Source organism: Parundibacterium terreum, assembly GCF_014636315.1.
In the GTDB taxonomy this organism is placed as follows: Bacteria; Pseudomonadota; Gammaproteobacteria; order Burkholderiales; family Burkholderiaceae_D; genus Undibacterium; species Undibacterium terreum.
Window position 1 is genome coordinate 295,793 of the sequence record NZ_BMED01000005.1, and the last position, 22,596, is coordinate 318,388.

Consider the following 22,596-nt stretch of genomic DNA (forward strand, 5'->3'; position numbering starts at 1 on the left):
TAAAAGGGGTTATACATGCATTTTTCTGCCAAGATTGTTGGTATAGCAGCATTGCTGGCTGTGACGGGATGTTCCACGATTTCCAAGTACAATCCGTTCTCCAGCAAGGAATCGAAACATCCTCCTGCAGAATTGCATGAGTTTAAGCAGACGATGGCGGTCAAGCAGGCCTGGTCAGCTTCTGTCGGTAACGCAGGCGTGTATACATTTGCTCCTGCGCAGGCAGGTGAGTTTATTTATGCGGCGGGTGCAGACGGTAAAGTGGTCAAGCTGGAAGCATCCAGCGGCCGTACCGTATGGAGCGCCAATGCCGATATGCCTCTGACAGCCGGTGTCGGCGCCGATGGCAATATCGTCGCCGTAGCTGGCCAAAAAGGCTTCGTGCTGGCATTTGACAATAGCGGCAAGCTGCGCTGGAAGGTGCAGGCTTCGAGTGAAATCCTGTCTGCCCCGGCGGTAGGGCAGGGCCTGGTGATCGTGCGCAGCATCGATAACAAGATTGCCGCCTATGATATCGAATCCGGCACCCGCAAGTGGACTGTGGACCGTCCTTTGCCTGCATTGATCTTGCGCACTGTGCCGGGTATCGTTATTGCTGACCAGCTGGTGATCGTTGCCTTGCCTGGCGGCCGTATGGCTGCACTCTCTACCAATAACGGCGGCTTGCGCTGGGAAGCGGCGGCGGGCGATCCTAAAGGTGCCACCGAGCTGGAACGTATTGCCGACGTATCGGGTACGCCTGTCGTGGTCGATCGTGAAGTCTGCGCCGTGGCCTACCAGGGGCGTGTCGGCTGCTATGATCTGGTTTCCGGCGCAGTGCGTTGGGCCAAGAATTTGTCCAGCGATGTCGGCGTCAGCGTAGACCAGCGATTTGTTTTCGCGGCGGATGACCAGGGTGCGGTTTCTGCGTTTTCCCGCAGTGCCGGCGCCAGTGAGTGGAAGAATGACAAGCTGGCGCACCGTCGTTTGTCTACGCCCACATCTTTTGGCCGTGCTGTCGCAGTTGGCGACGGTTTCGGCTATGTCCATTTTCTCTCCAGGGAAGATGGTTCTTTCATCGGTCGTATCAGTACCGATGGCAGTCCGATCGTTTCAGCACCGTTGGTTGCTGGCTCGAATCTGATTGTTCAAACCAAATCAGGGGCAGTGGTTGCATTGGCGACCGAGTAATTGAAATGAAGCCGGTTATTGCACTTATAGGCCGACCAAACGTCGGCAAATCCACGCTGTTCAATCGGCTCACTCGTTCTCGGGATGCACTGGTTGCCGATCTTCCTGGCTTGACCAGGGACAGGCACTACGGCGAAGGCCGTATTGGCGACAGGCCTTTTCTGGTCATTGATACCGGCGGTTTTGAGCCGGTAGCCAAAGAAGGCATCATGCATGAAATGGCCAAGCAGACCAAGCAGGCGGTCGCTGAAGCCGATGTTGTCATTTTCATCGTTGACGGCCGCCAGGGTCTGACGCCGCACGACAAGACCATTACCGATTTCCTGCGTAAATCAGGCCGCTCCGTAATGTTGGTGGTGAACAAGGCAGAGGGCATGAAATATACGTCGGTGACGGCGGATTTCTACGAACTCGGCATGGGCGACCCTTATGTGATCTCCGCTGCCCACGGCGACGGTGTCGTCGATCTGGTGGAGGAATCGCTGGATATCGCCTTTGCACAACGTCCGCCCGAAGAGCCGGAGCCGGAAGATGTGGTGAAGGGCATCAAGATTGCAATCGTCGGCCGTCCAAACGTCGGCAAGTCCACGCTGGTCAATACCTTGCTGGGCGAAGACAGGGTCATTGCTTTCGATATGCCGGGTACAACCCGTGATTCGATAGAAATTCCGTTTGAGCGCGATGGCAAGCATTACACATTGATTGATACCGCTGGTATCCGCCGCCGCGGCAAGGTGTTTGAAGCGATTGAAAAGTTTTCTGTCGTAAAAACCTTGCAGTCCGTTTCCGAGGCCAATGTGGTCCTGCTGCTGCTGGATGCGCAACAGGATATCTCCGAGCAGGATGCGCATATTGCGGGCTTTATCCTGGAGTCGGGCCGTGCGCTGGTGGTCGGCGTCAATAAATGGGATGGCTTGCAAAGCGACAGGCGCGACGAGATCAAGATGGACATCGATCGCAAGCTGAGCTTCCTGTCGTTTGCCAAATTCCATTTCGTCTCTGCGCTGAAGTCTACCGGCATTGCGCCGCTGATGAAATCGGTTGATGCTGCCTACGCTGCGGCGATGGCCAATCTGTCCACGCCTAAACTGACGCGCGCGCTGATCGAGGCGGTTGAGCATCAGCAGCCCAAGCGCAAAGGGTCTATCCGTCCCAAGATGCGTTATGCCCACCAGGGTGGTCAAAATCCTCCTATCATTGTTATTCACGGCAATGCGCTGGAAGCGATCGGCGATGTGTATAAGCGTTACCTTGAAAAACATTTCCGTGAAACTTTTTCGCTAACCGGGACTCCATTACGTATCGAGATGCGATCGGGTAAAAATCCTTTCGCAAAACCCGAGAAATAAGCGGCGTCTCTGGAAGTGCAGCTTGATGAAGGCGATAGAGTTTTCAGGCTCTTCGCCCTCGAAGTACCGGCATTTTCTGGCACCAAAATCGAAAATAGATTACAGTTATATCGTAATTAACTTTTGGGACACTTGAGATTTAATAAATTGTCCCCAACTCCTGAACACAACAACACAATGGAGCTGTTATGAGCAACAAAGGGCAACTGTTACAAGACCCGTTCTTGAATGCATTACGCAAAGAACACATCCCCGTCTCCATCTATCTGGTGAACGGCATTAAATTGCAGGGCCATATTGAATCTTTTGACCAATATGTCGTATTACTGCGCAATACCGTCACTCAGATGGTCTACAAACATGCGATCTCCACCGTGGTACCTGCCCGCGCTGTCAGCATCAATCTCGAATCTGAAGCTGAGTAATCATTTGGTTTGTTGCAACTTGGAAAAATGTCTTTGACTACGCGCGCCGCCCTGGTCGGTGTTGACTTCGGTAAAGACGATTTTGCCGCCAGTGTAGAAGAGCTTTCTCTGCTTTCCCAATCGGCGGGAGCAGAGCCGATTACAACCATCACCTGTAAGCGCTCCAGCCCCGATGCTGCCTTGTTCGTGGGCTCGGGCAAGGCTGATGAAATTGCACATGCTGTTGCCGACGCCAAGCTGGACATCGTCATCTTTAATCATGCGCTTTCTCCGGCACAGCAAAGAAATCTTGAGCGACACCTGAAGGTCAGGGTCGTTGACCGTACCAGCCTGATTTTGGACATCTTTGCGCAACGTGCGCATAGCCATGAGGGCAAGGTTCAGGTCGAGTTAGCACAATTGCAGCATTTGGCAACGCGCCTGATACGCGGCTGGACGCATCTGGAACGGCAAAAAGGCGGTATCGGTTTGCGCGGCCCGGGTGAAACCCAGCTGGAAACAGACAGGCGCTTGCTGGGCGAGCGTGTAAAAGCGCTTAGGGCAAAGATGGACAAGCTGCACAAGCAGCGGGAAACGCAAAGGCGCTCGCGCGGCAGGAGTAACACTTTTTCGGTTTCGCTGGTCGGCTATACCAATGCCGGCAAGTCTACTTTGTTCAATTCCCTGACTAAGGCCGGTACTTATGCGGCCAATCAGCTGTTCGCGACGCTGGATACAACATCGCGGCGGCTGTATCTGGGGGAGGCAGGCAATGTGGTCATCTCGGATACCGTAGGTTTTATTCGCGAGTTGCCGCATCAACTGGTGGCTGCTTTTCGCGCTACGCTGGAAGAAACCATTCATGCCGACTTGTTGCTGCATGTGGTGGATGCCAGCAGTCCGGTAAGGCTGGATCAGATAGAGCAGGTCAACCATGTGCTGAAGGAGATTGGTGCAGACCATATCCCTCAGTTGCTTGTGTGGAACAAGATCGATCTGGCGGGCATGGAGCCGGGTCTGGAGCTGGGCGAGTATGATAAAATCCACAGGGTTTTTCTGAGTGCTCAAACCGGCGCTGGAATGGACATGCTGAGGCAGGCGATTGGCGAATTTGCAAAAGAAGAAGCGTTAAAGCGGCTGAATCCTGCTCCCGTAGTAGAGTTGGATGACGCGCGTTTTAGCTGAAGCTCATGAATTTAAGCTGTATGGCTTACTTGTAGTCCAACCTACTATTTTCATTGGAAAACGACAGAATGGTTGTTTCATTTCTAAAAAAAATTGGTTTGACGCTTTCGTTGAACGACCCTCAATGGGGGCGCGGTTCAAAAAATGATAACCAGGATGGAAAGAAGCCCGCAGAGGGGCCTCCGGATCTGGATCAGTTGTGGCGTGACTTCAATCAGCGTCTGAGCCGTCTATTCGGTCAAAAAGGAAATGGCGGCGGAGATGGCGGCGGTGGCTTCACACCGGATGCTGCCGGCGCAAAACTCGGTCTGGGCGTGATTATCGCCGTGCTTGCTTTTATCTGGATGGTCAGCGGATTTTTTATCGTTCAGGAAGGCCAGACTGCAGTTATCACCACATTCGGCAAATACAGCCATTCCACGGTAGCAGGTTTCAACTGGCGCTGGCCTTATCCGATACAAGGGCATGAAATCGTCAATGTGTCGCAAGTGCGCACCGTTGAGGTAGGCTATCGCTCCAATGTAAAAAACAAACAGCCCAAAGAAGCATTGATGCTGACGGACGATGAAAATATCATCGATATCCAGTTCGCCGTGCAATACAAATTGAAAAGCGCCGCAGAGTGGCTGTACAGCACTCGCGACCCCGAAGAGGCAATGAGGCAGGTTGCTGAAACGGCCATCCGGGAAATCGTCGGCAAGAGCAAGATGGATTTCGTCTTGTACGAGGGACGTGAGAAGGTGGCGTTTGACGTACAGACCTTGATGCAGCAAATCCTGGAGCGTTATAAAGCAGGTGTGCAGGTCACTAATGTGACCATGCAGGGCGTGCAGCCGCCGGAGCAGGTACAAGCTTCCTTCGATGATGCGGTGAAAGCAGGCCAGGACCGCGAGCGCCAAAAAAATGAAGGCCAGGCTTACGCCAATGATGTGATCCCTAAAGCACGCGGCGAAGCATCCCGCTTGCTGCAGGATGCGGAAGGCTATAAATCCCGTGTAGTGGCCAATGCGGAAGGTAATGCGTCACGCTTCAAGCAAGTTTTGACCGAATACCAGAAAGCGCCTGCCGTTACCCGTGACCGCATGTACATCGACGCCATGCAGCAGATATTTACCAGCACCACCAAATTGATGGTGGATACTAAAAACGGTAACAATATGATTTACCTGCCTTTGGATAAATTGCTTTCACAAACGGACGCCAATAAGGCGGCACAGGCGCCTGCGCCGGTAGCGCCTGCAAACCAGGTTACCGATAGCGTGCCGACAGTAGAAATGCGTTACAACAGGGACAGCCGCGGCCGGGATGTCAGGGATTCACGCGATCGGGAGGTGCGATAATGAACCGCCTTATCTCTTCTGTCGTGGCAATCGCCATCGTGCTGATGGTGTTGTACTCGACCATCTTCGTTGTCGATCAGCGTTCCTATGCGATTGTTTTCGCTCTGGGTGAAGTCAAATCCGTCATTAGCGAGCCAGGCCTGCATTTTAAATTGCCGCCGCCTTTCCAAAATGTATTGACACTGGATAAACGTATTCTGACCATCGATTCTCCGGAAACCGATCGCTTCATTACTGCGGAAAAGAAAAACATCCTGGTGGATACCTATGTCAAATGGCGTATCACCGAGCCTCGTTTGTACTACGTCAGTTTTGGTGGCGATGAGCGCCGGGCCCAGGACAGGATGTCGCAGATCGTTAAAGCGGCGCTGAACGATGAAATAACCAAGCGTACAGTGCGCGAAGTGATTTCCGGCGAGCGCGGCAAGGTAATGGAAGCAATCAGGACCAAGGTCACGGATGAGTCCAAACAGATCGGTGTTGAAATTATCGATGTTCGCCTGAAACGTGTGGACTATGTCGAGCAGATCAATAATTCCGTATATGACAGGATGAAGTCTGAGCGCGCCAGGGTCGCCAACGAATTGCGTTCTACCGGCTCCGCCGAATCGGAAAAAATTCGCGCCGACGCCGACAGGCAAAGGGTCGTGATACTGGCTGAAGCCTACCGCGAAGCGGAAAAAATGCGCGGTGCCGGTGATGCGGAAGCGTCGCAGATCTATGCGCAGGCGTTTGGCCAGAATCCGGAATTTTACAAGTTTTACCGTAGTCTCGAGGCGTATCGCGCCAGCTTTAAAACGAAGAGCGACGTATTGGTGGTAGACCCCAATTCCGAGTTTTTCAAGTACTTTAAGGCACCGGGCGCCGGCGCAGCAGGAGCTGCAGGAGCTACAAAAGGGAAGTGACAATTTGTCGACCCTCTCTCGCTAGTATTTGAGGGGATCATCCATAGGCAGGCGGCAATCTTTTGATTGCTGCCTGCTTACGTCTGTTCAGGTATCTTGTATTGAAAACACTATTGCTGAGTTCCTTGCGACGTGGCGCGCTTATACAGTGGGCTAGATTGTTGGAGCAGCGAATAGTCTGGAAATCTGGGAGCGGCGGATTGTGATGCTGACTTTGGCTCTGGCATTTGGCTTGATGTTATTGCTGGAAGGTTTATTGCCTTTGGTTTTTCCAAAGCAATGGCGTGAAACCTGGCAACGGATAGCACAATTTTCTGACGGACAGATTCGTTTTCTCGGCATGTTGCTGGGAGCCTGCGGATTGCTGATCGTTGTAATCGTATCTTTTTTGACTGATTTCTGAATTTATTCTCATGCCGAATTGGCTTTTACCTGAAAATATCGCCGATGTCTTGCCGTCCGAAGCGCGCAAGATAGAAGAGTTGCGACGTGTACTCCTGGATAATTTCAGGCTGTATGGTTATGAACTGGTGATGCCGCCCATGCTGGAATACCTGGAGTCGCTATTGACCGGCGCCGGCCAGGACATGGATTTGCGCACCTTTAAGCTGGTGGATCAGCTTTCCGGCCGCACCATGGGCGTACGCGCCGATATGACGACCCAGGTGGCGAGGATAGACGCCCACTTGCTGAACCGTTCGTCAGTCACGCGTCTTTGCTATGCCGGAAGTGTATTGCATACTCGTCCTTCCGGCTTGCATGCCACTCGCGAGCCTATACAGATAGGCGCCGAGATTTACGGTCATGCGGGCCTGGAGGCTGATGCCGAGATCCAGGAACTGGTGCTGGCTTCGCTGGCGCTGGCAAACATCTCTGAAGTCAGGCTGGATCTGTGCCATGTGGGCGTCCTGCGCGCCTTGCTGGCCAGCGACCCGGTAGCGAAAAAGCATGAGGCCAGCCTGTTTGCATTATTGCAAGCGAAAGACATTCCGGCGCTGGACCTGATTTCTGAGGGTTTCTCGCCGGTGGTCCGGCAGGCCTTGCTGGATTTGCCCGGCCTGTATGGCGATATTTCCGTATTGCAGCGCGCGCGCCAGATTTTGCCGCAGCTTGATGGAATTGCAACGGCACTGGATGAACTGGAGTACCTGGTTAAATTGGCAGGTAGTGCACAAGTCACGATAGATTTGGCTGACCTGCGTGGTTACCACTATCATAGCGGGGTAATGTTTAATGCATTCGTGCCCGGTTTGCCAAATGCGGTAGCACGCGGCGGCCGCTATGATCATGTGGGCGAAGCCTTCGGCAGGGCGCGCCCTGCGACCGGCTTTTCGCTGGACCTGCGCGAGCTGGCAAGGCTGATGCCGCTGGCTGAGCGCAAGGATGCGATCCTGGCCCCGTGGGGCAGGGACGAGGCTCTGCGTCAAAAAATTGTAGAACTCCGTCAGGCGGGCGAAATTGTCATCCAGAGCTTGCCGGGACATGATAATGAACAGGACGAATTTGACTGTAATAGGGCAGTCGTATTTGATGGTGGTAACTGGATTCTTAAAAACGTAGGCTGAGTGATGTCACAAAATAAAATCGCAAAAAACGTCGTTGTCATTGGTACCCAATGGGGCGACGAAGGCAAGGGTAAAATCGTCGACTGGCTGACGGATCACGCGCAAGGTGTCGTGCGTTTTCAGGGCGGACATAACGCGGGCCATACCCTGGTGATCGGTGGTCAAAAGACTGCATTGCAATTGATACCTTCCGGTATCATGCGTGCCGGCGTGGCCTGCTATATCGGTAACGGTGTCGTATTGTCCGTGCCGGATCTGCTGCGTGAAATCGACAAGCTGCAAGCTGTCGGCGTGGAGGTTGCTTCCCGCCTGAAAGTGTCGGAAGCCTGTCCGATTATCCTGCCTTACCACACGGCGCTGGATGCTGCGCGTGAAGCGGCCCGCGGTGCTGCGAAGATCGGTACTACAGGCAAGGGCATAGGCCCTGCGTATGAAGACAAGGTTGCACGACGCGCTATCCGCGTTGCCGACTTGCTCAATGCCGAGCGCTTTGCCGAGAAGCTGAAAGAAAACCTGGATTACCACAATTTTGTGCTGACCAATTACCTGAAGGCGCCGGCTGTCGATTACCAGAAAACCTTGGACGATGCACTGGCCTTGGTCCCACGTCTGCGCCCTATGGTGTCGGATGTGTCCAGCGACCTGTACGCCGCACACAAGGCAGGCGCCAGCCTGTTGTTTGAAGGCGCACAAGGCAGCTTGCTGGACGTGGATCACGGCACCTATCCGTTTGTTACTTCCAGCAACTGTGTGGCCGGTAATGCGGCTGCAGGTTCCGGCGTTGGCCCTAACATGCTGCATTACATCATGGGCATTACCAAGGCTTACACGACACGTGTAGGTTCCGGTCCTTTCCCATCCGAATTGCCTACCGACCAGGGCGTCGGCAAGCATCTGGCCAGCGTCGGCCACGAATTCGGTACCGTCACAGGCCGTGCCCGCCGTTGCGGCTGGTTCGATGCAGCCTTGCTGAAGCGTTCTATGCAGATCAATGGCGTGTCGGGCATGTGCCTGACCAAGCTGGACGTATTGGACGGCCTGGAAACGCTGAAGCTGTGCACCGGTTATACCGTAGACGGCAAAGCTGTCGATATCTTCCCTGTGGGCGCGGAAGAGGCGGCTCGCTGCGTGCCTGTGTATGAAGAAATGCCGGGCTGGACTGAAACTACCGTTGGCGCGAAGAGCCTGGATGCCTTGCCGCTCGCAGCCCGTAATTACATCAAGCGTATTGAAGAGTTGGTCGGCGCCCCTGTCGACATGATCTCGACCGGTCCAGACCGTGAAGAGACTATCGTTTTACGCCATCCGTTTGTTTAAGCCAGAAAGAAAAAGAAGGTAGAGTATGAATACGCCAGTTTCAGATGATAAGCACTTGTGGGTTAGCTGGGATGCCTATCATCGTTCGATAGAGCAGCTTGCTTCGAAGGTGCATGAATCCGGATGGAAGTTTGACCAGGTACTGTGCCTGGCTCGCGGCGGCCTTCGCCCGGGCGATATTTTTTCGCGTATATTCGATGTGCCGCTGGCGATTTTGTCGACCAGCTCTTATCGCGAAGAATCCGGTACCGTGCAAGGCCAGCTGGACATCGGCAAGTACATTTCGATGACCAAGGGTGCACTGGAAGGCAAAGTGCTGGTAGTGGACGATCTGGTCGATTCTGGCGTGACGCTGGAAAAAGTGCTGCATCATCTGCGTGAAAATTTCCCTGCTGTGACCGATGTAAAATCTGCGGTCATCTGGTGCAAGGGATGTTCGTCAATCAAGCCCGACTACTATCTGGACTATCTGCCGAGCAATCCGTGGATACATCAGCCGTTTGAAGAGTACGACAGCATCAGGCCGCATCAACTGAATGCCTGGCTGAAAAAAGGCGCGGCGCAAGAGTAATGCCAATAGACGGAAGCGAATGAAAATTTGCTTCCGTTTTTGTTTCTGGGTGCGTATTTTGAATTGCGCTTTTTGCTCTTGATGGATGGGATGCGGATGGGGTGCGGGTGGGGTGTGATTCCTGCCGGCGATATGGCGGGGCAGTGTATTCAGGCTGGGCTGTTCACAGATTTGTGGACACAAAAGAAAAGACCCGTTGATCTTTAACAATCAACGGGTCTTCAGTATTGCTGGTGCCCACGGAGGGACTCGAACCCCCACACCCGAAGGCACATGGACCTGAACCATGCGCGTCTACCAATTCCGCCACGTGGGCAACGAAAGGCAAGATTATATACTAATTTTTGCAAACGTCTACAAGTATTTTCAAGGAGGGCAAATTCGTGATGGCCGCACGAAAATTTGGCAGTGTTGAAGCGGTCTGCGGATGAAAGACTTGGCATCCGATGTTCGCTATCTGGAAATTGAAGGTAAAATCATTGCGGAAATGAAAAAGCCCGCTGATCCAGAAGAATCAACGGGCTTTTAAATTGTGGTGCCCACGGAGGGACTCGAACCCCCACATCCGAAGACACATGGACCTGAACCATGCGCGTCTACCAATTCCGCCACGTGGGCAGCGAAGAACAACATTATAGACCATCTGCAGAGGATGTCAAGGGATTTACTTGTAATAAAACAAGAATTGTTAGGTGATTACTGCGCTGTCCGGTAAACTAAGCAATGTCGCGCCTCTGTTGTGCGGCATGAATTTCAACTATAGAGAATACTTTCCGCTTTTGAATAAACATTCATACCCCATTCCCAGCCGCGAGGAAATTCTCGGCATCCTGCGCACCTCCAAAGGCAAGCAGACGGTGGAAACGATTGCAGGCAAACTGGGCGTCAAGCCTGAGGAGTTTGATGGCATGGTGCGACGACTGAACGCGATGGAAAGAGATGGTCAGATCAAGCAGGACAAGGCAGGTCAGTATGTCCTGGCGAATCAAGACAGTTTCATCATCGGTCGGGTCAACAGCCATCGCGACGGATACGGCTTCCTGATACCGGATGACGGTAGCGAAGACCTGTTCCTGCCAGAGCGTGAGATGCAGCGCGTGCTGCATGGCGACAAGGTCACTGCGCGCATCGTGGGCACCGACAGGCGCGGACGCCTGGAGGGCGGCATCGTTGAGATACTGGATCGCGCCAATACCCACGTAATAGGCCGCTTGTTGAATGAAAACGGTGTGTGGATCGTCGCTCCTGAAGACAAGCGCTTCAGCCAGGACATTCTATTGGCGGGATCGCCCGGCAAGGCCAAATCGGGGCAGATCGTCAGCGTGGAGTTGACTGAGCAGCCGACCAAGTACGCACAGGCAGTAGGCAAGATCGTGGAAGTGCTGGGTGATGTGGATGATCCCGGGATGGAGATCGAGATCGCGGTCAGGAAATTCGGTGTGCCGCATGAGTTTACTGCGGAGGCAAAAAAAGCCGCTGAAAAACTGCCCTCGCAGATTCGTCCTGCAGACCTGGAAGACAGGGTGGATCTGCGCGACATTCCGTTCGTCACGATAGACGGCGAGGATGCGCGCGATTTCGATGATGCCGTGTATTGTGAGACGGTCAAGGTAGGGCGCAGCAAGGGTTATCGTCTGCTGGTAGCGATTGCCGATGTCAGCCACTATGTGAAGCCGAACGACGCGCTGGATCACGATGCGCTGTTGCGCAGTACCTCGGTGTACTTCCCACGCCGCGTGATACCCATGCTGCCTGAGAAATTATCCAACGGCTTGTGTTCGCTGAACCCTGACGTCGATCGCCTGACGCTGGTTTGCGATATGGTGATCACAGCGGACGGCGAAGTCACTGCCTACCAGTTTTATCCGGCTGTAATCCATTCCGCCGCACGCTTCACCTATACGGAAGTAGCCGCCATCCTCGGTAATACCAAGGGACCGGAAGCCAACAAGCGCCTGAAGCTGGTGCCGCATTTGCTGAACTTGTATGAGGTGTTTCATGCCTTGCTGCGCGCCCGCCATGTGCGCGGTGCGATCGACTTTGAAACGACAGAAACGTATATCGTTTGCAATCCGTCCGGCAAGATAGAAAAAATCCTGCCGCGCACCCGCAATGATGCGCACAAACTGATTGAAGAATGTATGCTGGCTGCCAACGTGTGCGCAGCCGACTTGCTGAAAGAGTACAAGCATCCTGGTACTTACCGTATCCACGCCAGCCCGACCAAGGAAAAGTTGACGCAGGTCAGGAATTTCCTGAAGCAGGTGGGCTTGCATCTGGGCGGCGGTGATGCACCGTCGGCGTCGGACTATGCCGAGCTGATGAAAAAGATCAAGGGCAGGCCGGACGCGCCCTTGCTGCAGACCATGCTGCTGCGCTCCATGCAGCAGGCCGTCTACAGCCCGGACAATATCGGCCACTTTGGCTTGTCCTATGATGCGTATGCGCATTTCACCAGCCCGATACGCCGCTACCCCGATCTGCTGACGCACAGGGCCATCAAGGCCATCCTGCAGGGCAAGAAGTATGAGCCCAAAGGTATAGATCCAAGCCTGCTGAATACGACTATCTCCAATGCAGCGCGCAAGCAGCAGATATTGGACAAGGCGGCAGGCAAGAAAAAACCGGAAAAAGACCTGACGATCTGGGATGCGCTGGGTGTGCATTGCTCCGCCAATGAGCGCCGCGCAGATGAGGCCTCGCGCGATGTGGAAGCCTGGCTGAAGTGCTATTTCATTCGCAACAAGATAGGCGAAGAATTTACCGGCACCATTTCCGGCGTGACGCAATTCGGTATTTTTGTGCAACTGGATGATATCTATATCGAAGGCCTGGTCCATGTGACCGAGCTGGGGGCTGATTACTTCCAGTACGATGACGCCCGCCATGAATTGCGCGGTGAGCGTACCGGCAAGCGTTATCAGTTGACCGACAGGGTGACTGTAGAGGTCAGCCGGGTGGATCTGGATGCGCGCAAAATTGATTTGTCCATCGTGCAGCCAACGGGCATACGTCCGCCAATGGCCGTGGATGCGCGCTCGCCGGCAGGCGAGCGTAGCAAAGCCGGCATCAAACCGGGTGCCAAGCCAGCGGGCAAGGTCGCGGCTAAACCGGTCAAGGGCGCAGTGCAGGCCAAGGAAAAAAGCGGCGGAAATGGCGCGTCCAGAAGCCGCTCCAAAGCGGCGCCTGCCAAATCCGTGCGTCAGCCTGCTGCCAATACGCCGGTCGGCAAGCGTGCGACCAAGGCGGCAGTATCCCGGACCGGAAAAAAGAAACGTTAGTAATGTGCATTGCGTGTATTCATGCAGCGTAAAGTAGTTGGTAACACCTGGTTGTTAGCAGCAAGTAATCAAGATAGTGCAAGATAGTGAAGAGTAAAAATGAAAAGTAAAATGATTTTCGGCTTCCACGCCGTGACTTCCCGTATTCGCCATGAAGCTTCATCGGTTGAAGAGATTTATGTCGATTCCGGCCGCGTGGATGGCCGTATGCAGGAACTGCTGCATGCGGCGAAGGCTGCTGGTGTACGCATCATCCAGGCGGACGACCAGCGCCTGTCGAACATCGTCGGTACGCGCCGCCACCAGGGTGTGGTAGCCAAGGCGGGTGAGTTGTCGCTGGCGCGCAATCTGGACGAACTGCTGGATGCCATCGAAGGCCCTCCGTTGCTGCTGGTGCTGGACGGCATTACCGATCCGCACAACCTGGGCGCCTGCCTGCGGGTTGCTGACGGCGCCGGTGCGCATGCGGTCATTGCGCCGAAGGACAGGGCAGTGGGCTTGAATGCCACTGCCGCCAAGGTAGCCAGTGGTGCTGCTGAAACAGTACCGTATATCACGGTGACCAATCTGGCGCGCACGCTGCGTGAACTGAAAGAGCGCGACATTTTGCTGGTCGGCACTACCGACGAAGTGGAAAAAAATATCTATGACGTCGATTTCACCGGCGTTGGCGGCAGCGCACTGGTGATGGGCTCTGAAGGCGAGGGCATGCGCCGCCTGACGCGCGAAACCTGCGATCTGCTGGTCAGCGTCCCTATGTTCGGTTCAGTTGAAAGCCTTAACGTTTCTGTTGCTTCCGGCGTCTGTCTGTATGAAGCGCGCAGGCAGCGTCTGCCACGTCCATAATTAGATAGCCGCCCTTGGCCTGCGCATCAAGCGCGGGCCGGTTTTGGCACGGTTTTGGTATATTCGGGCGCGCCAGCAAGCTTTCCGCGAACGCGCTAATATGCTTGTCCGATTTTCTCATTTCTATTTCCATGTTCAGCCGTTTGCGTGACGATATAGCCAGCATCATCCAGCGAGATCCTGCCGCCCGTAATGCCTGGGAGGTTGTGACCTGTTACCCTGGCTTCCACGCAATCATGATGCACCGCTGGGCCAACTGGTACTGGAGGCACGGCTTTAAATGGCTGGGCCGCTTTGTGTCGCATCTGGCACGGGTGTTTACCGGCATAGAGATACATCCGGGTGCCACGATAGGGCGCAGGGTATTTATCGACCACGGCTTTGGCGTGGTTATTGGTGAAACCGCTGAAATCGGCAATGATTGCACCATCTATCAGGGCGTGACGTTGGGCGGCACCTCGCTGTCCAAGGGCGCCAAGCGCCATCCTACCCTGGAAGAGGGTGTCATCGTTGGTGCCGGGGCCAAGGTGCTGGGTGGGTTCACGATAGGGGCGGGTGCCAAGATAGGCTCCAACTCGGTCGTGGTCAAGCCTGTGCCTGCCGGAGCCACTGCGGTCGGCAATCCGGCCCATGTAGTGAAAAAAGAGGCCGCTGCCGCCGATGGCAGTCCTGCTCAGTTATTTACCGCCTACGGCGTGACCGCCAATGGCGACGACCCGGTTTCCAAGGTCTTGCATAAGCTGATAGACCATGCAGCGGCACAGCAGGAGCAGATAGAAAAATTGAGCGCTGCGTTGTCGGCTGCAGGCATAGTCTGTGATGCCAAGGCGAAAGCCGGCACGCTGGATCCTGATCAAATCAATAGCCTGGTAGATTAAGCCAGGCTTCCAGTGCCGGCAGGCCCTAGTTCTGTGCTGTGACGGCCTTGCCGTCCAGTGCGTGCCTGACTATGTCGCCGTTGTCATAGATGGCCAGCCAGCCGCCGCGCTGGGACTCGCTATCGCATTCCCAGTCCGGTAGCACGTAGCGTTGCAGGCCGTCAGGATATTGATGCAGGGCAGGTCTGTGAGTGTGCCCGTGTATCATGATCTGCACCTTGCTATCCGCAAATAGTTTTGCGATGGCCGCTTGATTGACATCCATGATGGCAACTGTTTTTTCTTTTTGCTCGGTCTTGCTATCCTTGCGCAAGCCCTCAATGATGGCCTTGCGTTGCGCCAGGGGCATAGACAGGAAGTCCGACTGCCACTTGGCCTGCCTGACCTGGGCGCGAAACGCCATGTAAGCTGCATCATCAGTGCACTGTGCATCGCCATGCGTGATGACGATCTGCTGGCCTGCAATGCCGATAACGCTAGGGTCTTCCAGCAGGTGCGCACCGGTTGCTGCAGCAAAATCTTTCCCGATCAGAAAATCGCGGTTGCCCGCAATCCAGAACACTTCGGTGCCCGCATCGCTGACGGCGCGTATCGCGTCGACGACCTGCTGATTGTATGGCGTGGAAATATCGTCGTCTCCAGCCCAGTATTCAAACAAGTCCCCCAGCAAATAGAGCTGCTCGGCTTGTCTGGCCTGCTGCAGGAAGGCAAAAAAAGCATCGGTCGTTGCCGGTAATGACGGCGTCAAATGGATGTCTGAAGCAAAAAGCGCAACCAGTTTCGGTTGCGCTTTTGCTTGATTGGGCAGGGTATGCACTATCTCGGTATCAAAGATGCCTGATGCTTATACTACTTCTGCTTTTTCGATGACGACGTTTTCAACTGGCACATCTTGGAACATGCCGGTGCGTGTCGTTTTAACTGCCTTGATCTTGTCTACAACATCGGTACCTTCAGTCACGGTGCCGAATACGCAGTAGCCCCAGCCGTCCTGGCCTGGGTAGTCCAGGAAGCTATTGTTCTGGGTGTTGATGAAGAATTGTGCGCTGGCAGAATGCGGATCGCCGGTGCGTGCCATTGCCAGTGTGTAACGGGCATTTTTCAGGCCGTTCTTGGCTTCGTTTTCGATAGGCGCATTGGTTGCTTTTTGTTTCATGCCTGGCTCGAAACCGCCGCCCTGGATCATGAAGCCATCGATAACGCGATGGAAAATGGTGCCGTTGTAGTGACCGGACTCTACATAGGCCAGAAAGTTTTCCACGGTTTTAGGCGCTTTTTCAGCGTCCAGTTCGATTTTGATGTTTCCGTGGTTGGTGGTCAGGATAACGGCCATGATATGTGTCCTTCAGAGTTAATGAGCTAAATAAGCTAAACGAATTGAATTCGAAGTGAATTGTATATTATTTGATGATTTTGGCTGATTCTATGATCACAGGCTTGACCGGCACATTTTGCATTTCGCCGGCATCCTTGACTTCGACTGCCTTGATTTTCTCAACGACGTCCATGCCTTCAATCACTTTGCCGAATGGGGTGTAACCGGCTGTAGCCAGCAATGCCTGCGAGCGCGGCAATGTCTTTGTGGTGCCGCGGCGGGTTACTTCAACCGGGTCGCCTTCAGGCAATATCTGGTGGTTCAGGAAGTCATTGTCTACCACATTGATAAAGAACTGGGCGGTGGCAGAGTTGGGATCATTGGTGCGCGCCATGGCGACCGTGCCGATATCGTTCTTCAAGCCTTTATCGAGTGCATAGCGAGCTTCCAATGCGATCGGCTTTTGCGTCGGTTTTTCCTTCATGTTCTTGTCAAAGCCGCCGCCTTGCACCATGAAGCCATTGATAACGCGATGAAAGATGGTGCCCTTGTAATGGCCGGCTTTTACATAGCGCAGAAAATTGTCGACAGTCTTGGGAGCTGCTTCCGGATACAGTTCCAATACGATGTTGCCCATATTGGTCTTCAATTCCACTTTCGGATTGTCGGCTGCAATTGCCAGGGAGCTCAATGCCAGTGTCGAACTTGCCAATATGGCGGCCAGAATGCGGCGACGGGTAATTGTCATCATTTTTCTTTTATCCTTTAGTCGGTGGAAACTAGTTTAAACCAGGCCTTCATAGATGATTCTCCATCTTGAAGCTTCTTTCATCCAGTATTGACGCTTGCGGATGCTGCTCTTGCTCTTGCCTACAGTGGTTTCCTGGGTGAAAGTACAGACGATCAACTCGTCCTTGCCCGGATACCGGAATTGCGTCACATCGCTCAGCTTGATCGATGGATGATGCTGGGCATCAAATTGCTGCTGCTTGCTGAACCAGGCGTTGATATTGTCGCCCTGTGCATTTTTGAAATTGCGGGAATAGTTGGCCAGTATGCGGTTGGCGTCGGCGCTCTCCGCGTCCAGGCGCCAGTCATCCAGCAATTTGTTCGCAACCTGCTTTTCACTATTCCATTTTGCCTTGCTGACGAATTCTACCTGTTCGCTGATGATCACCGGCGTTTTGCCGACATCCACAGCGGCGGAAATTTTGAGAAAATCCGGATTGGTCAACACCACGCATCCATCCGACGCCAGAGGAGGGCGGCTAAAGTTGGCAGAAGGCATGCCATGCAACCAGATGCCGGAGCCGCTACGGCCGTTCACCTTATCCCACTCATTCGGGTAATTGATCGGCAGGGCGCCGGGCCCGTAAAAATCAGGCAGTTTGGCGCCGGCCAGACGGCTGGTAATGTAATAGATGCCTATTGGCGTCTTTTGGTCGCCTTCGCTACTTTTATTGATGCCGAACCGTCCCTGGCTGACATAGTAGTCGGTCACAAACTTGGGTTGACCGCCGTTATTTTCGTACAGGTAAAGCCTGGATTTTTTGGCATCCACGACCAGCGCGAGTTTCTGGTCGTCGCGCAATTGCAGTATCGCGCGCGGGATCAGGCTGGGATCTGGTTTTTGCGAGATCGATTTGATGCGCACCATCGCTTCGTCTCGCAAATCCTTGAGCTTGTCGGCCGGTGCATTTTTGATTGCGCCGAACGCCGTTACCGGCTGCGTATGCATCAGCAGCAAGTCGCCGCGTATCAGATGGCCCAACTGGAAATGCGGATAGGCCTCCACCAGCTCATCGGCCTTGGCCTGCGCCAGGCGCAGGTTGTTGGCGGAAAGGCTTTTATAGACTTCGATCAGCAGTGCGTCTGGATTGGGAAGGGCCTGGCCAGATTCCGGGTTGGGGAGTGCCGTACGGGTTTTTGCGCCGACGTTCGATGACGGCAGAGCCGCCATCGTCAATAACAGGAAAAAAGCGCAAACAACCGGCTTTCCGAGCTTGAGTCGCGTCGGAAACGAATTTAAAGCAAAACGAAACATCAGCTACCCGCACGCTCCTGCTTGATCTGCCATTTGCCGTCTTGCTTGGTAAGCACCAAGGTCTTGCGGCTATTGGCAGTCAGTTGATCTGAACTATATATTTGCCTGAATTTTACGGTGGCTGTGTTGCCGTCCAGGCTCACCACTGGTGACTCTATCTTGACGGTAATATGGCCTTTGCCCTCGATTCTGAGGCGGCGCTCATCGGCCCAGGCCTTACGCGGCTCCCCTTTGGGAGTTTGGAAGTCCTTGCCGTAGAAAGCCAGATAGCTACTGGTTTCCTTATTGCTCCAGGCTTTGGCCCAGCCATCCACAGTTTTCAGGACTTCGTCCTGTTCGCCGCTATTGGATGCTACAGCAGTTTTTGCCGGCTTCGGTTCAGCCTTGGTTTCAGCTTTAGCCTCGGCTTTTGCTTCTGCCTTGGTTTTCTCTGGCTCCGGTTTGCTTGCTTTTACCGGCGCGACGCTGGCAATAGCCGGTTTGGCCGCAGGTGCCGTTACATTGGCAGCAGGCGTTGCTGCCTGCGCAACAATGGTTTTAGGGTTGGTGCCGCCGCTGCCGTTACCGATCAAATTGCGCACCATCGTCAATTTGAGTTTGGCACCGGCATTGCCTGAATCGAGCTGCAAAGCCTTGTCATAAGCCTGGCTTGCCAGTTTGGCGTAGACATCGCCCAGGTTTTCATGGGCAGTGCCATAGGTCGGATTGGTCCGGATGGCCATTTCCAGCGATGCCCGCGCCTTATCGTATTGCCCGGTGGAGGCATATAGCACCGCCAGGTTGTTGTAGGGCTCAGGCAGGTCGGGATAGTCGTCGGTGAGTTTTGAAAAAACGGTAATTGCTTCAGTTGTCTTGTTTTGCTCTGTCAGGATCAAACCCTTGAGAAAGCGCATTTGTGCGTCTTTTGGCTTTTGGGCCAGCACGGCGTCTACCTTCTGCATTGCCTCATTATATTGTCCGGCACGCAGTAGTTTTCCCGCATCGGCGGCATCGTCTGCCATGGCCGGAGCCGCAACCAGAGCCAGGGACAGGCTGGATAATGATGCAAAGGCGACAAAAGCGTTTTTTATTATATGGCGCATGGCGATTGAGTTTTGTGTAAGCTTCGTTTCATTAAGGAACGGGGGAACATCGGGTCGGCAATGTTATACTGCAAATAAAAGCGACATCTTATCAAATAAGTGCCCACAAAAGGGTTTTTGAGGCGCAATAGAATGCATGCCTGAAAGATAGATGTGCAAGATGCGCAACCGCCATCGCAAAAAACATTGGATCCAATTACTACGCAGCTCATGAGTCAGCAAAAAATATACAACACATTAAGCCGAGAAAAGCAGGTTTTTACCCCGATCGAACCTGGAAAAATCCGTATGTACGTCTGTGGGATGACAGTATATGACTACTGCCACATAGGTCATGCGCGGGTGATGGTTGTATTTGATATGGCGCAAAGATGGTTGCGCAGCTCCGGCTTTGATGTGACCTATGTGCGAAATATTACCGATATTGACGACAAAATCATCAAGCGGGCAGTGGAAAACGGCGAGACCATTTCCCAACTGACCGATCGTTTCATCCAGTACATGAATGAAGATGCCGCGGCGCTGGGAGTACAGGCGCCAGACCGCGCGCCGCGTGCCACCCAGTATGTGCCGCAAATGCTGAGCCTGATCCAAAAGCTGGAAGATAACGGCCTGGCTTATAAGGCCGATGACGGCGACGTCAATTTCTCGGTACGGGATTTTCAAGGCTATGGCAAGCTGTCGGGCAAATCGCTGGACGATCTGCGCGCTGGCGAGAGGGTGGATGTCAATACCGGCAAGCGCGATCCTCTGGATTTTGTATTGTGGAAGGCCTCCAAGGACAACGAGCCTGAAGAGGTGAAATGGGCTTCCCGCTGGGGCGCCGGCCGCCCCGGCTGGCATATAGAGTGCTCCGCCATGTCTGGCGAGTTGCTGGGCGAGCAGTTTGATATCCACGGCGGCGGCCAGGATCTGCAATTTCCCCATCACGAGAACGAAATCGCCCAGTCTGAAGGCGCGCACCAGCATACCTTCGTCAATTACTGGATGCATAACGGTTTTGTTCGCCTGGACAATGAAAAAATGTCCAAATCCCTGGGCAATTTTTTCACGATACGCGATGTACTGAAAAAATATGATCCGGAAGTGGTGCGCTTCTTCATTTTGAGGGCGCACTATCGCAGCCCCCTGAATTATTCGGATGCCCATCTGGACGATGCAAAAACGGGATTGACTCGTTTGTATACTGCCCTGAAGGATGTCGCGGCCGACGAGCAGCCTCTGGATTGGCAGGAAGCGCACGCGCAGCGCTTTGCCGACGCCATGCTGGATGATTTCAATACACCTATTGCAATTTCGGTATTATTCGACTTGGCCAGCGAAGTCAACAAGAGTAAATCCCCGCAATTGGCCCGCCAGTTAAGGATGCTGTCTGCCACGCTGGGCCTGTTGCAAAGGACGCCGACGGATTTCCTGCGAGCAACGACACCTGATGCGGATGGAAAATATGATGTTATGATTGCGGCAAAAATTGAAGCGCGGGCAGAAGCCAAGAAGGCGAAAAACTTTGCTGAGTCTGACCGCATCCGTAATGAATTACTCGCTGACGGGATCATTCTTGAAGACAAAGCTGGTGGCATCACTGAATGGCGCAGGGCATAAACACCATGGATAATCCCGTGGATGCGGCCGCCCGTGCATTGGTTCCCGACTATTGGGAAAATGCCAAGCTGGAGCTGATGAAGCGGGACCGTATCATGCGCAAGCTGATCCCTCAGTTCGGAGACCTTTACCTGATAGGTCGGGATGAGCCGTTTACTACGCTGACGCGTTCTATTGTCGGCCAGCAAATCTCTGGCAAGGCGGCAGATGCCCTGTGGCAGCAGTTTTTAGAGCTTTGCCCTAAATGTGTACCGCTTCAGGTGTTAAAATTAGGGACTGAGAAGCTGATTGCAGCCGGTTTGTCCAAGCGGAAAACTGAATATATTCTTGATTTAGCCGATCATTTCAAAGAGAAACGATTGCATGTGGATAGATGGGCGGAGATGGGCGACGAAGACGTTATTTCGGAGCTGATACAGATTCGCGGCATCGGACGCTGGACAGCGGAGATGTTTTTGATATTTAATCTGCTCCGGCCGAATATTTTACCTTTGGACGATCCAGGTCTGCTGAAAGGTATAAGCATCAACTATTTTTCTGGTGAGCCCGTCTCACGCAGCGATGCGCGCGAGGTTGCTGCAAACTGGGAGCCATGGCGCACGGTTGCAACATGGTATCTATGGCGTAGCCTTGATCCCATCCAGGCTGGCTAGGCTGCGGCTGGTAATAGCAGGCAGCGCACCAATATAAGCATTAATAAGTATTAACTACAGCAGTAAAGAGCATTATTTTTCAACTCGTGTTGAATTTGAAGGGGGCACGATGACTAAAACTACATTTCTGGGCTTTGAGCAATCTATTGCCGAGCTAGAGTCCAAAATCGAAGAATTGCGCTTTGTGCAAGATGATTCAGCAGTAGATATCTCGGAAGAGATCGATCGCCTGTCCAAGAAAAGCCAGATGCTGACCAAGGACATTTACGCAAAACTGACGCCTTGGCAAGTCTCGCAAATCTCCCGCCATCCGCAGCGTCCATACACAATGGACTATGTGAATAACATCTTCACCGATTTCCATGAATTGCACGGCGACCGCAGCTTTGCGGACGACCAGTCCATCATGGGCGGCCTGGCGCGCTTTAATGGCCAGGCTTGTATGGTCATGGGACATCAAAAGGGCAGGGACACCAAAGAGCGCGCGATGCGTAATTTCGGCATGCCCAAGCCAGAGGGCTATCGCAAGGCGATGCGCCTGATGAAACTGGCCGAAAAATTCAATCTGCCTGTATTTACTTTTGTTGATACGACTGGTGCATGGCCCGGTATCGATGCTGAAGAGCGCGGTCAATCCGAAGCCATCGGCCATAATTTATATGTCATGGCAGAACTGAAGGTACCTCTGATCACGACCATTATTGGCGAAGGCGGCTCCGGTGGCGCGCTGGCCCTGGCGGTTGGTGATTCCGTGCTGATGCTGCAATACGCAACCTATTCCGTGATCTCTCCTGAAGGTTGTGCTTCCATCTTGTGGAAGACTTCCGACCGCGCTGCCGATGCTGCTGAGGCCCTGGGCCTGACTGCACACAGGCTGAAGGCAATGGGCTTGATCGACAAGATCATCAACGAACCTTTGGGTGGAGCGCATCGCGATCCTAAGCAAATGTGTGCGCTCGTCAAACGTGCGCTGGCAGATACCTTGCGCCAGTTCCAGGGTGTTAAAACCAAGGACTTGCTCGCCGCGCGCCATGAAAAGTTGATGAGCTACGGCAAATTCAAGGAAACCAAACTGGCGGAATAGGCTGA

At 53.7% G+C, this 22,596-nt stretch carries 21 protein-coding genes and 2 tRNA genes; 16 read left to right on the forward strand and 7 right to left on the reverse strand.

The genetic code is table 11. From position 1 onward, the window contains the following. Positions 1–15: 15 nt before the first annotated feature. The 10 genes from bamB to IEW12_RS22115 all read left to right on the forward strand — a co-directional run bounded on the left by bamB (position 16) and on the right by IEW12_RS22115 (position 9,806). Complete coding sequence (gene bamB, locus IEW12_RS22070; RefSeq protein ID WP_188568276.1) at positions 16–1,170, forward strand: outer membrane protein assembly factor BamB; 1,155 nt, start codon at positions 16–18, stop codon at positions 1,168–1,170. A 5-nt stretch (positions 1,171–1,175) separates the two neighbouring features. Beyond that, positions 1,176–2,519, forward strand: coding sequence for a ribosome biogenesis GTPase Der (der, locus tag IEW12_RS22075; protein WP_188568277.1), 1,344 nt, complete (start codon positions 1,176–1,178; stop codon positions 2,517–2,519). Between the two features lie 188 nt (positions 2,520–2,707). Then, positions 2,708–2,944, forward strand: coding sequence for an RNA chaperone Hfq (gene hfq / locus IEW12_RS22080; protein ID WP_188568278.1), 237 nt, complete (start codon positions 2,708–2,710; stop codon positions 2,942–2,944). Positions 2,945–2,971: 27 nt separating this feature from the next. Beyond that, positions 2,972–4,108 carry a GTPase HflX gene (gene hflX, locus IEW12_RS22085; RefSeq protein ID WP_188568279.1) on the forward strand — a complete coding sequence of 379 codons (1,137 nt, stop codon included), beginning with the start codon at positions 2,972–2,974 and terminating at the stop codon, positions 4,106–4,108. Positions 4,109–4,176: 68 nt separating this feature from the next. Beyond that, on the forward strand, positions 4,177–5,448 hold the full coding sequence (gene hflK, locus IEW12_RS22090; protein ID WP_188568280.1) for an FtsH protease activity modulator HflK: 1,272 nt from the start codon (positions 4,177–4,179) through the stop codon (positions 5,446–5,448). Next, complete coding sequence (hflC, locus tag IEW12_RS22095) at positions 5,448–6,353, forward strand: protease modulator HflC (protein ID WP_188568281.1); 906 nt, start codon at positions 5,448–5,450, stop codon at positions 6,351–6,353. Before hflK ends, hflC begins: the two co-directional genes overlap by 1 nt. A gap of 205 nt (positions 6,354–6,558) precedes the next feature. Beyond that, positions 6,559–6,756, forward strand: a complete 198-nt coding sequence (locus IEW12_RS22100) for a DUF2065 family protein (protein WP_229751277.1) — start codon at positions 6,559–6,561, stop codon at positions 6,754–6,756. Positions 6,757–6,766: 10 nt separating this feature from the next. After that, positions 6,767–7,918, forward strand: a complete 1,152-nt coding sequence (locus IEW12_RS22105; RefSeq protein ID WP_188568283.1) for an ATP phosphoribosyltransferase regulatory subunit — start codon at positions 6,767–6,769, stop codon at positions 7,916–7,918. Between the two features lie 3 nt (positions 7,919–7,921). Beyond that, entirely contained in the window at positions 7,922–9,235 is a 1,314-nt protein-coding gene (locus IEW12_RS22110; RefSeq protein ID WP_188568284.1) for an adenylosuccinate synthase, read from the forward strand. Between the two features lie 25 nt (positions 9,236–9,260). Then, positions 9,261–9,806, forward strand: a complete 546-nt coding sequence (locus IEW12_RS22115) for a phosphoribosyltransferase (protein WP_188568285.1) — start codon at positions 9,261–9,263, stop codon at positions 9,804–9,806. 231 nt (positions 9,807–10,037) lie between these two features. Here IEW12_RS22115 and IEW12_RS22120 read toward each other — a convergent pair. Then, positions 10,038–10,122: transfer RNA gene (locus IEW12_RS22120), tRNA-Leu, on the reverse strand. A gap of 217 nt (positions 10,123–10,339) precedes the next feature. Next, a tRNA-Leu gene (locus IEW12_RS22125) sits at positions 10,340–10,424 on the reverse strand. Between the two features lie 161 nt (positions 10,425–10,585). Between IEW12_RS22125 and rnr the strand changes: the two genes are divergently transcribed. The 3 genes from rnr (at position 10,586) to cysE (ending at position 14,811) form a co-directional block, all read left to right on the forward strand. Then, complete coding sequence (gene rnr / locus IEW12_RS22130) at positions 10,586–13,087, forward strand: ribonuclease R (protein WP_188568286.1); 2,502 nt, start codon at positions 10,586–10,588, stop codon at positions 13,085–13,087. A gap of 99 nt (positions 13,088–13,186) precedes the next feature. Further along, complete coding sequence (gene rlmB, locus IEW12_RS22135; protein WP_188568287.1) at positions 13,187–13,933, forward strand: 23S rRNA (guanosine(2251)-2'-O)-methyltransferase RlmB; 747 nt, start codon at positions 13,187–13,189, stop codon at positions 13,931–13,933. 131 nt (positions 13,934–14,064) lie between these two features. Continuing rightward, the gene (gene cysE / locus IEW12_RS22140; protein ID WP_188568467.1) at positions 14,065–14,811 is read left to right on the forward strand and encodes a serine O-acetyltransferase; all 747 of its coding nucleotides are present in this window, start codon (positions 14,065–14,067) and stop codon (positions 14,809–14,811) included. 25 nt (positions 14,812–14,836) lie between these two features. Here the strand turns inward: cysE and IEW12_RS22145 are convergent, their stop codons facing one another. The 5 genes from IEW12_RS22145 to IEW12_RS22165 all read right to left on the reverse strand — a co-directional run bounded on the left by IEW12_RS22145 (position 14,837) and on the right by IEW12_RS22165 (position 19,252). Beyond that, entirely contained in the window at positions 14,837–15,628 is a 792-nt protein-coding gene (locus tag IEW12_RS22145; RefSeq protein WP_371874566.1) for a UDP-2,3-diacylglucosamine diphosphatase, read from the reverse strand. A 27-nt stretch (positions 15,629–15,655) separates the two neighbouring features. Then, a complete protein-coding gene (locus IEW12_RS22150) occupies positions 15,656–16,144 on the reverse strand; it encodes a peptidylprolyl isomerase (protein WP_188568288.1) in 489 nt (162 codons plus the stop codon). 67 nt (positions 16,145–16,211) lie between these two features. Further along, positions 16,212–16,874: a peptidylprolyl isomerase gene (locus IEW12_RS22155; protein ID WP_188568469.1), complete on the reverse strand. Its 663-nt coding sequence runs from the start codon at positions 16,872–16,874 to the stop codon at positions 16,212–16,214. A 36-nt stretch (positions 16,875–16,910) separates the two neighbouring features. After that, entirely contained in the window at positions 16,911–18,086 is a 1,176-nt protein-coding gene (locus tag IEW12_RS22160; RefSeq protein WP_188568289.1) for a L,D-transpeptidase family protein, read from the reverse strand. 83 nt (positions 18,087–18,169) lie between these two features. After that, positions 18,170–19,252: a nuclear transport factor 2 family protein gene (locus IEW12_RS22165; protein WP_188568290.1), complete on the reverse strand. Its 1,083-nt coding sequence runs from the start codon at positions 19,250–19,252 to the stop codon at positions 18,170–18,172. Positions 19,253–19,462: 210 nt separating this feature from the next. On the opposite strand from IEW12_RS22165, the gene cysS reads away from it, so the two are divergent. From cysS to IEW12_RS22180, 3 genes are all read left to right on the forward strand, one after another. Beyond that, a complete protein-coding gene (gene cysS / locus IEW12_RS22170; RefSeq protein WP_188568291.1) occupies positions 19,463–20,854 on the forward strand; it encodes a cysteine--tRNA ligase in 1,392 nt (463 codons plus the stop codon). A gap of 5 nt (positions 20,855–20,859) precedes the next feature. Further along, positions 20,860–21,507 carry a DNA-3-methyladenine glycosylase family protein gene (locus tag IEW12_RS22175; RefSeq protein WP_229751279.1) on the forward strand — a complete coding sequence of 216 codons (648 nt, stop codon included), beginning with the start codon at positions 20,860–20,862 and terminating at the stop codon, positions 21,505–21,507. Between the two features lie 109 nt (positions 21,508–21,616). Next, complete coding sequence (locus IEW12_RS22180; protein WP_188568293.1) at positions 21,617–22,591, forward strand: acetyl-CoA carboxylase carboxyltransferase subunit alpha; 975 nt, start codon at positions 21,617–21,619, stop codon at positions 22,589–22,591. Positions 22,592–22,596 lie beyond the last annotated feature (5 nt).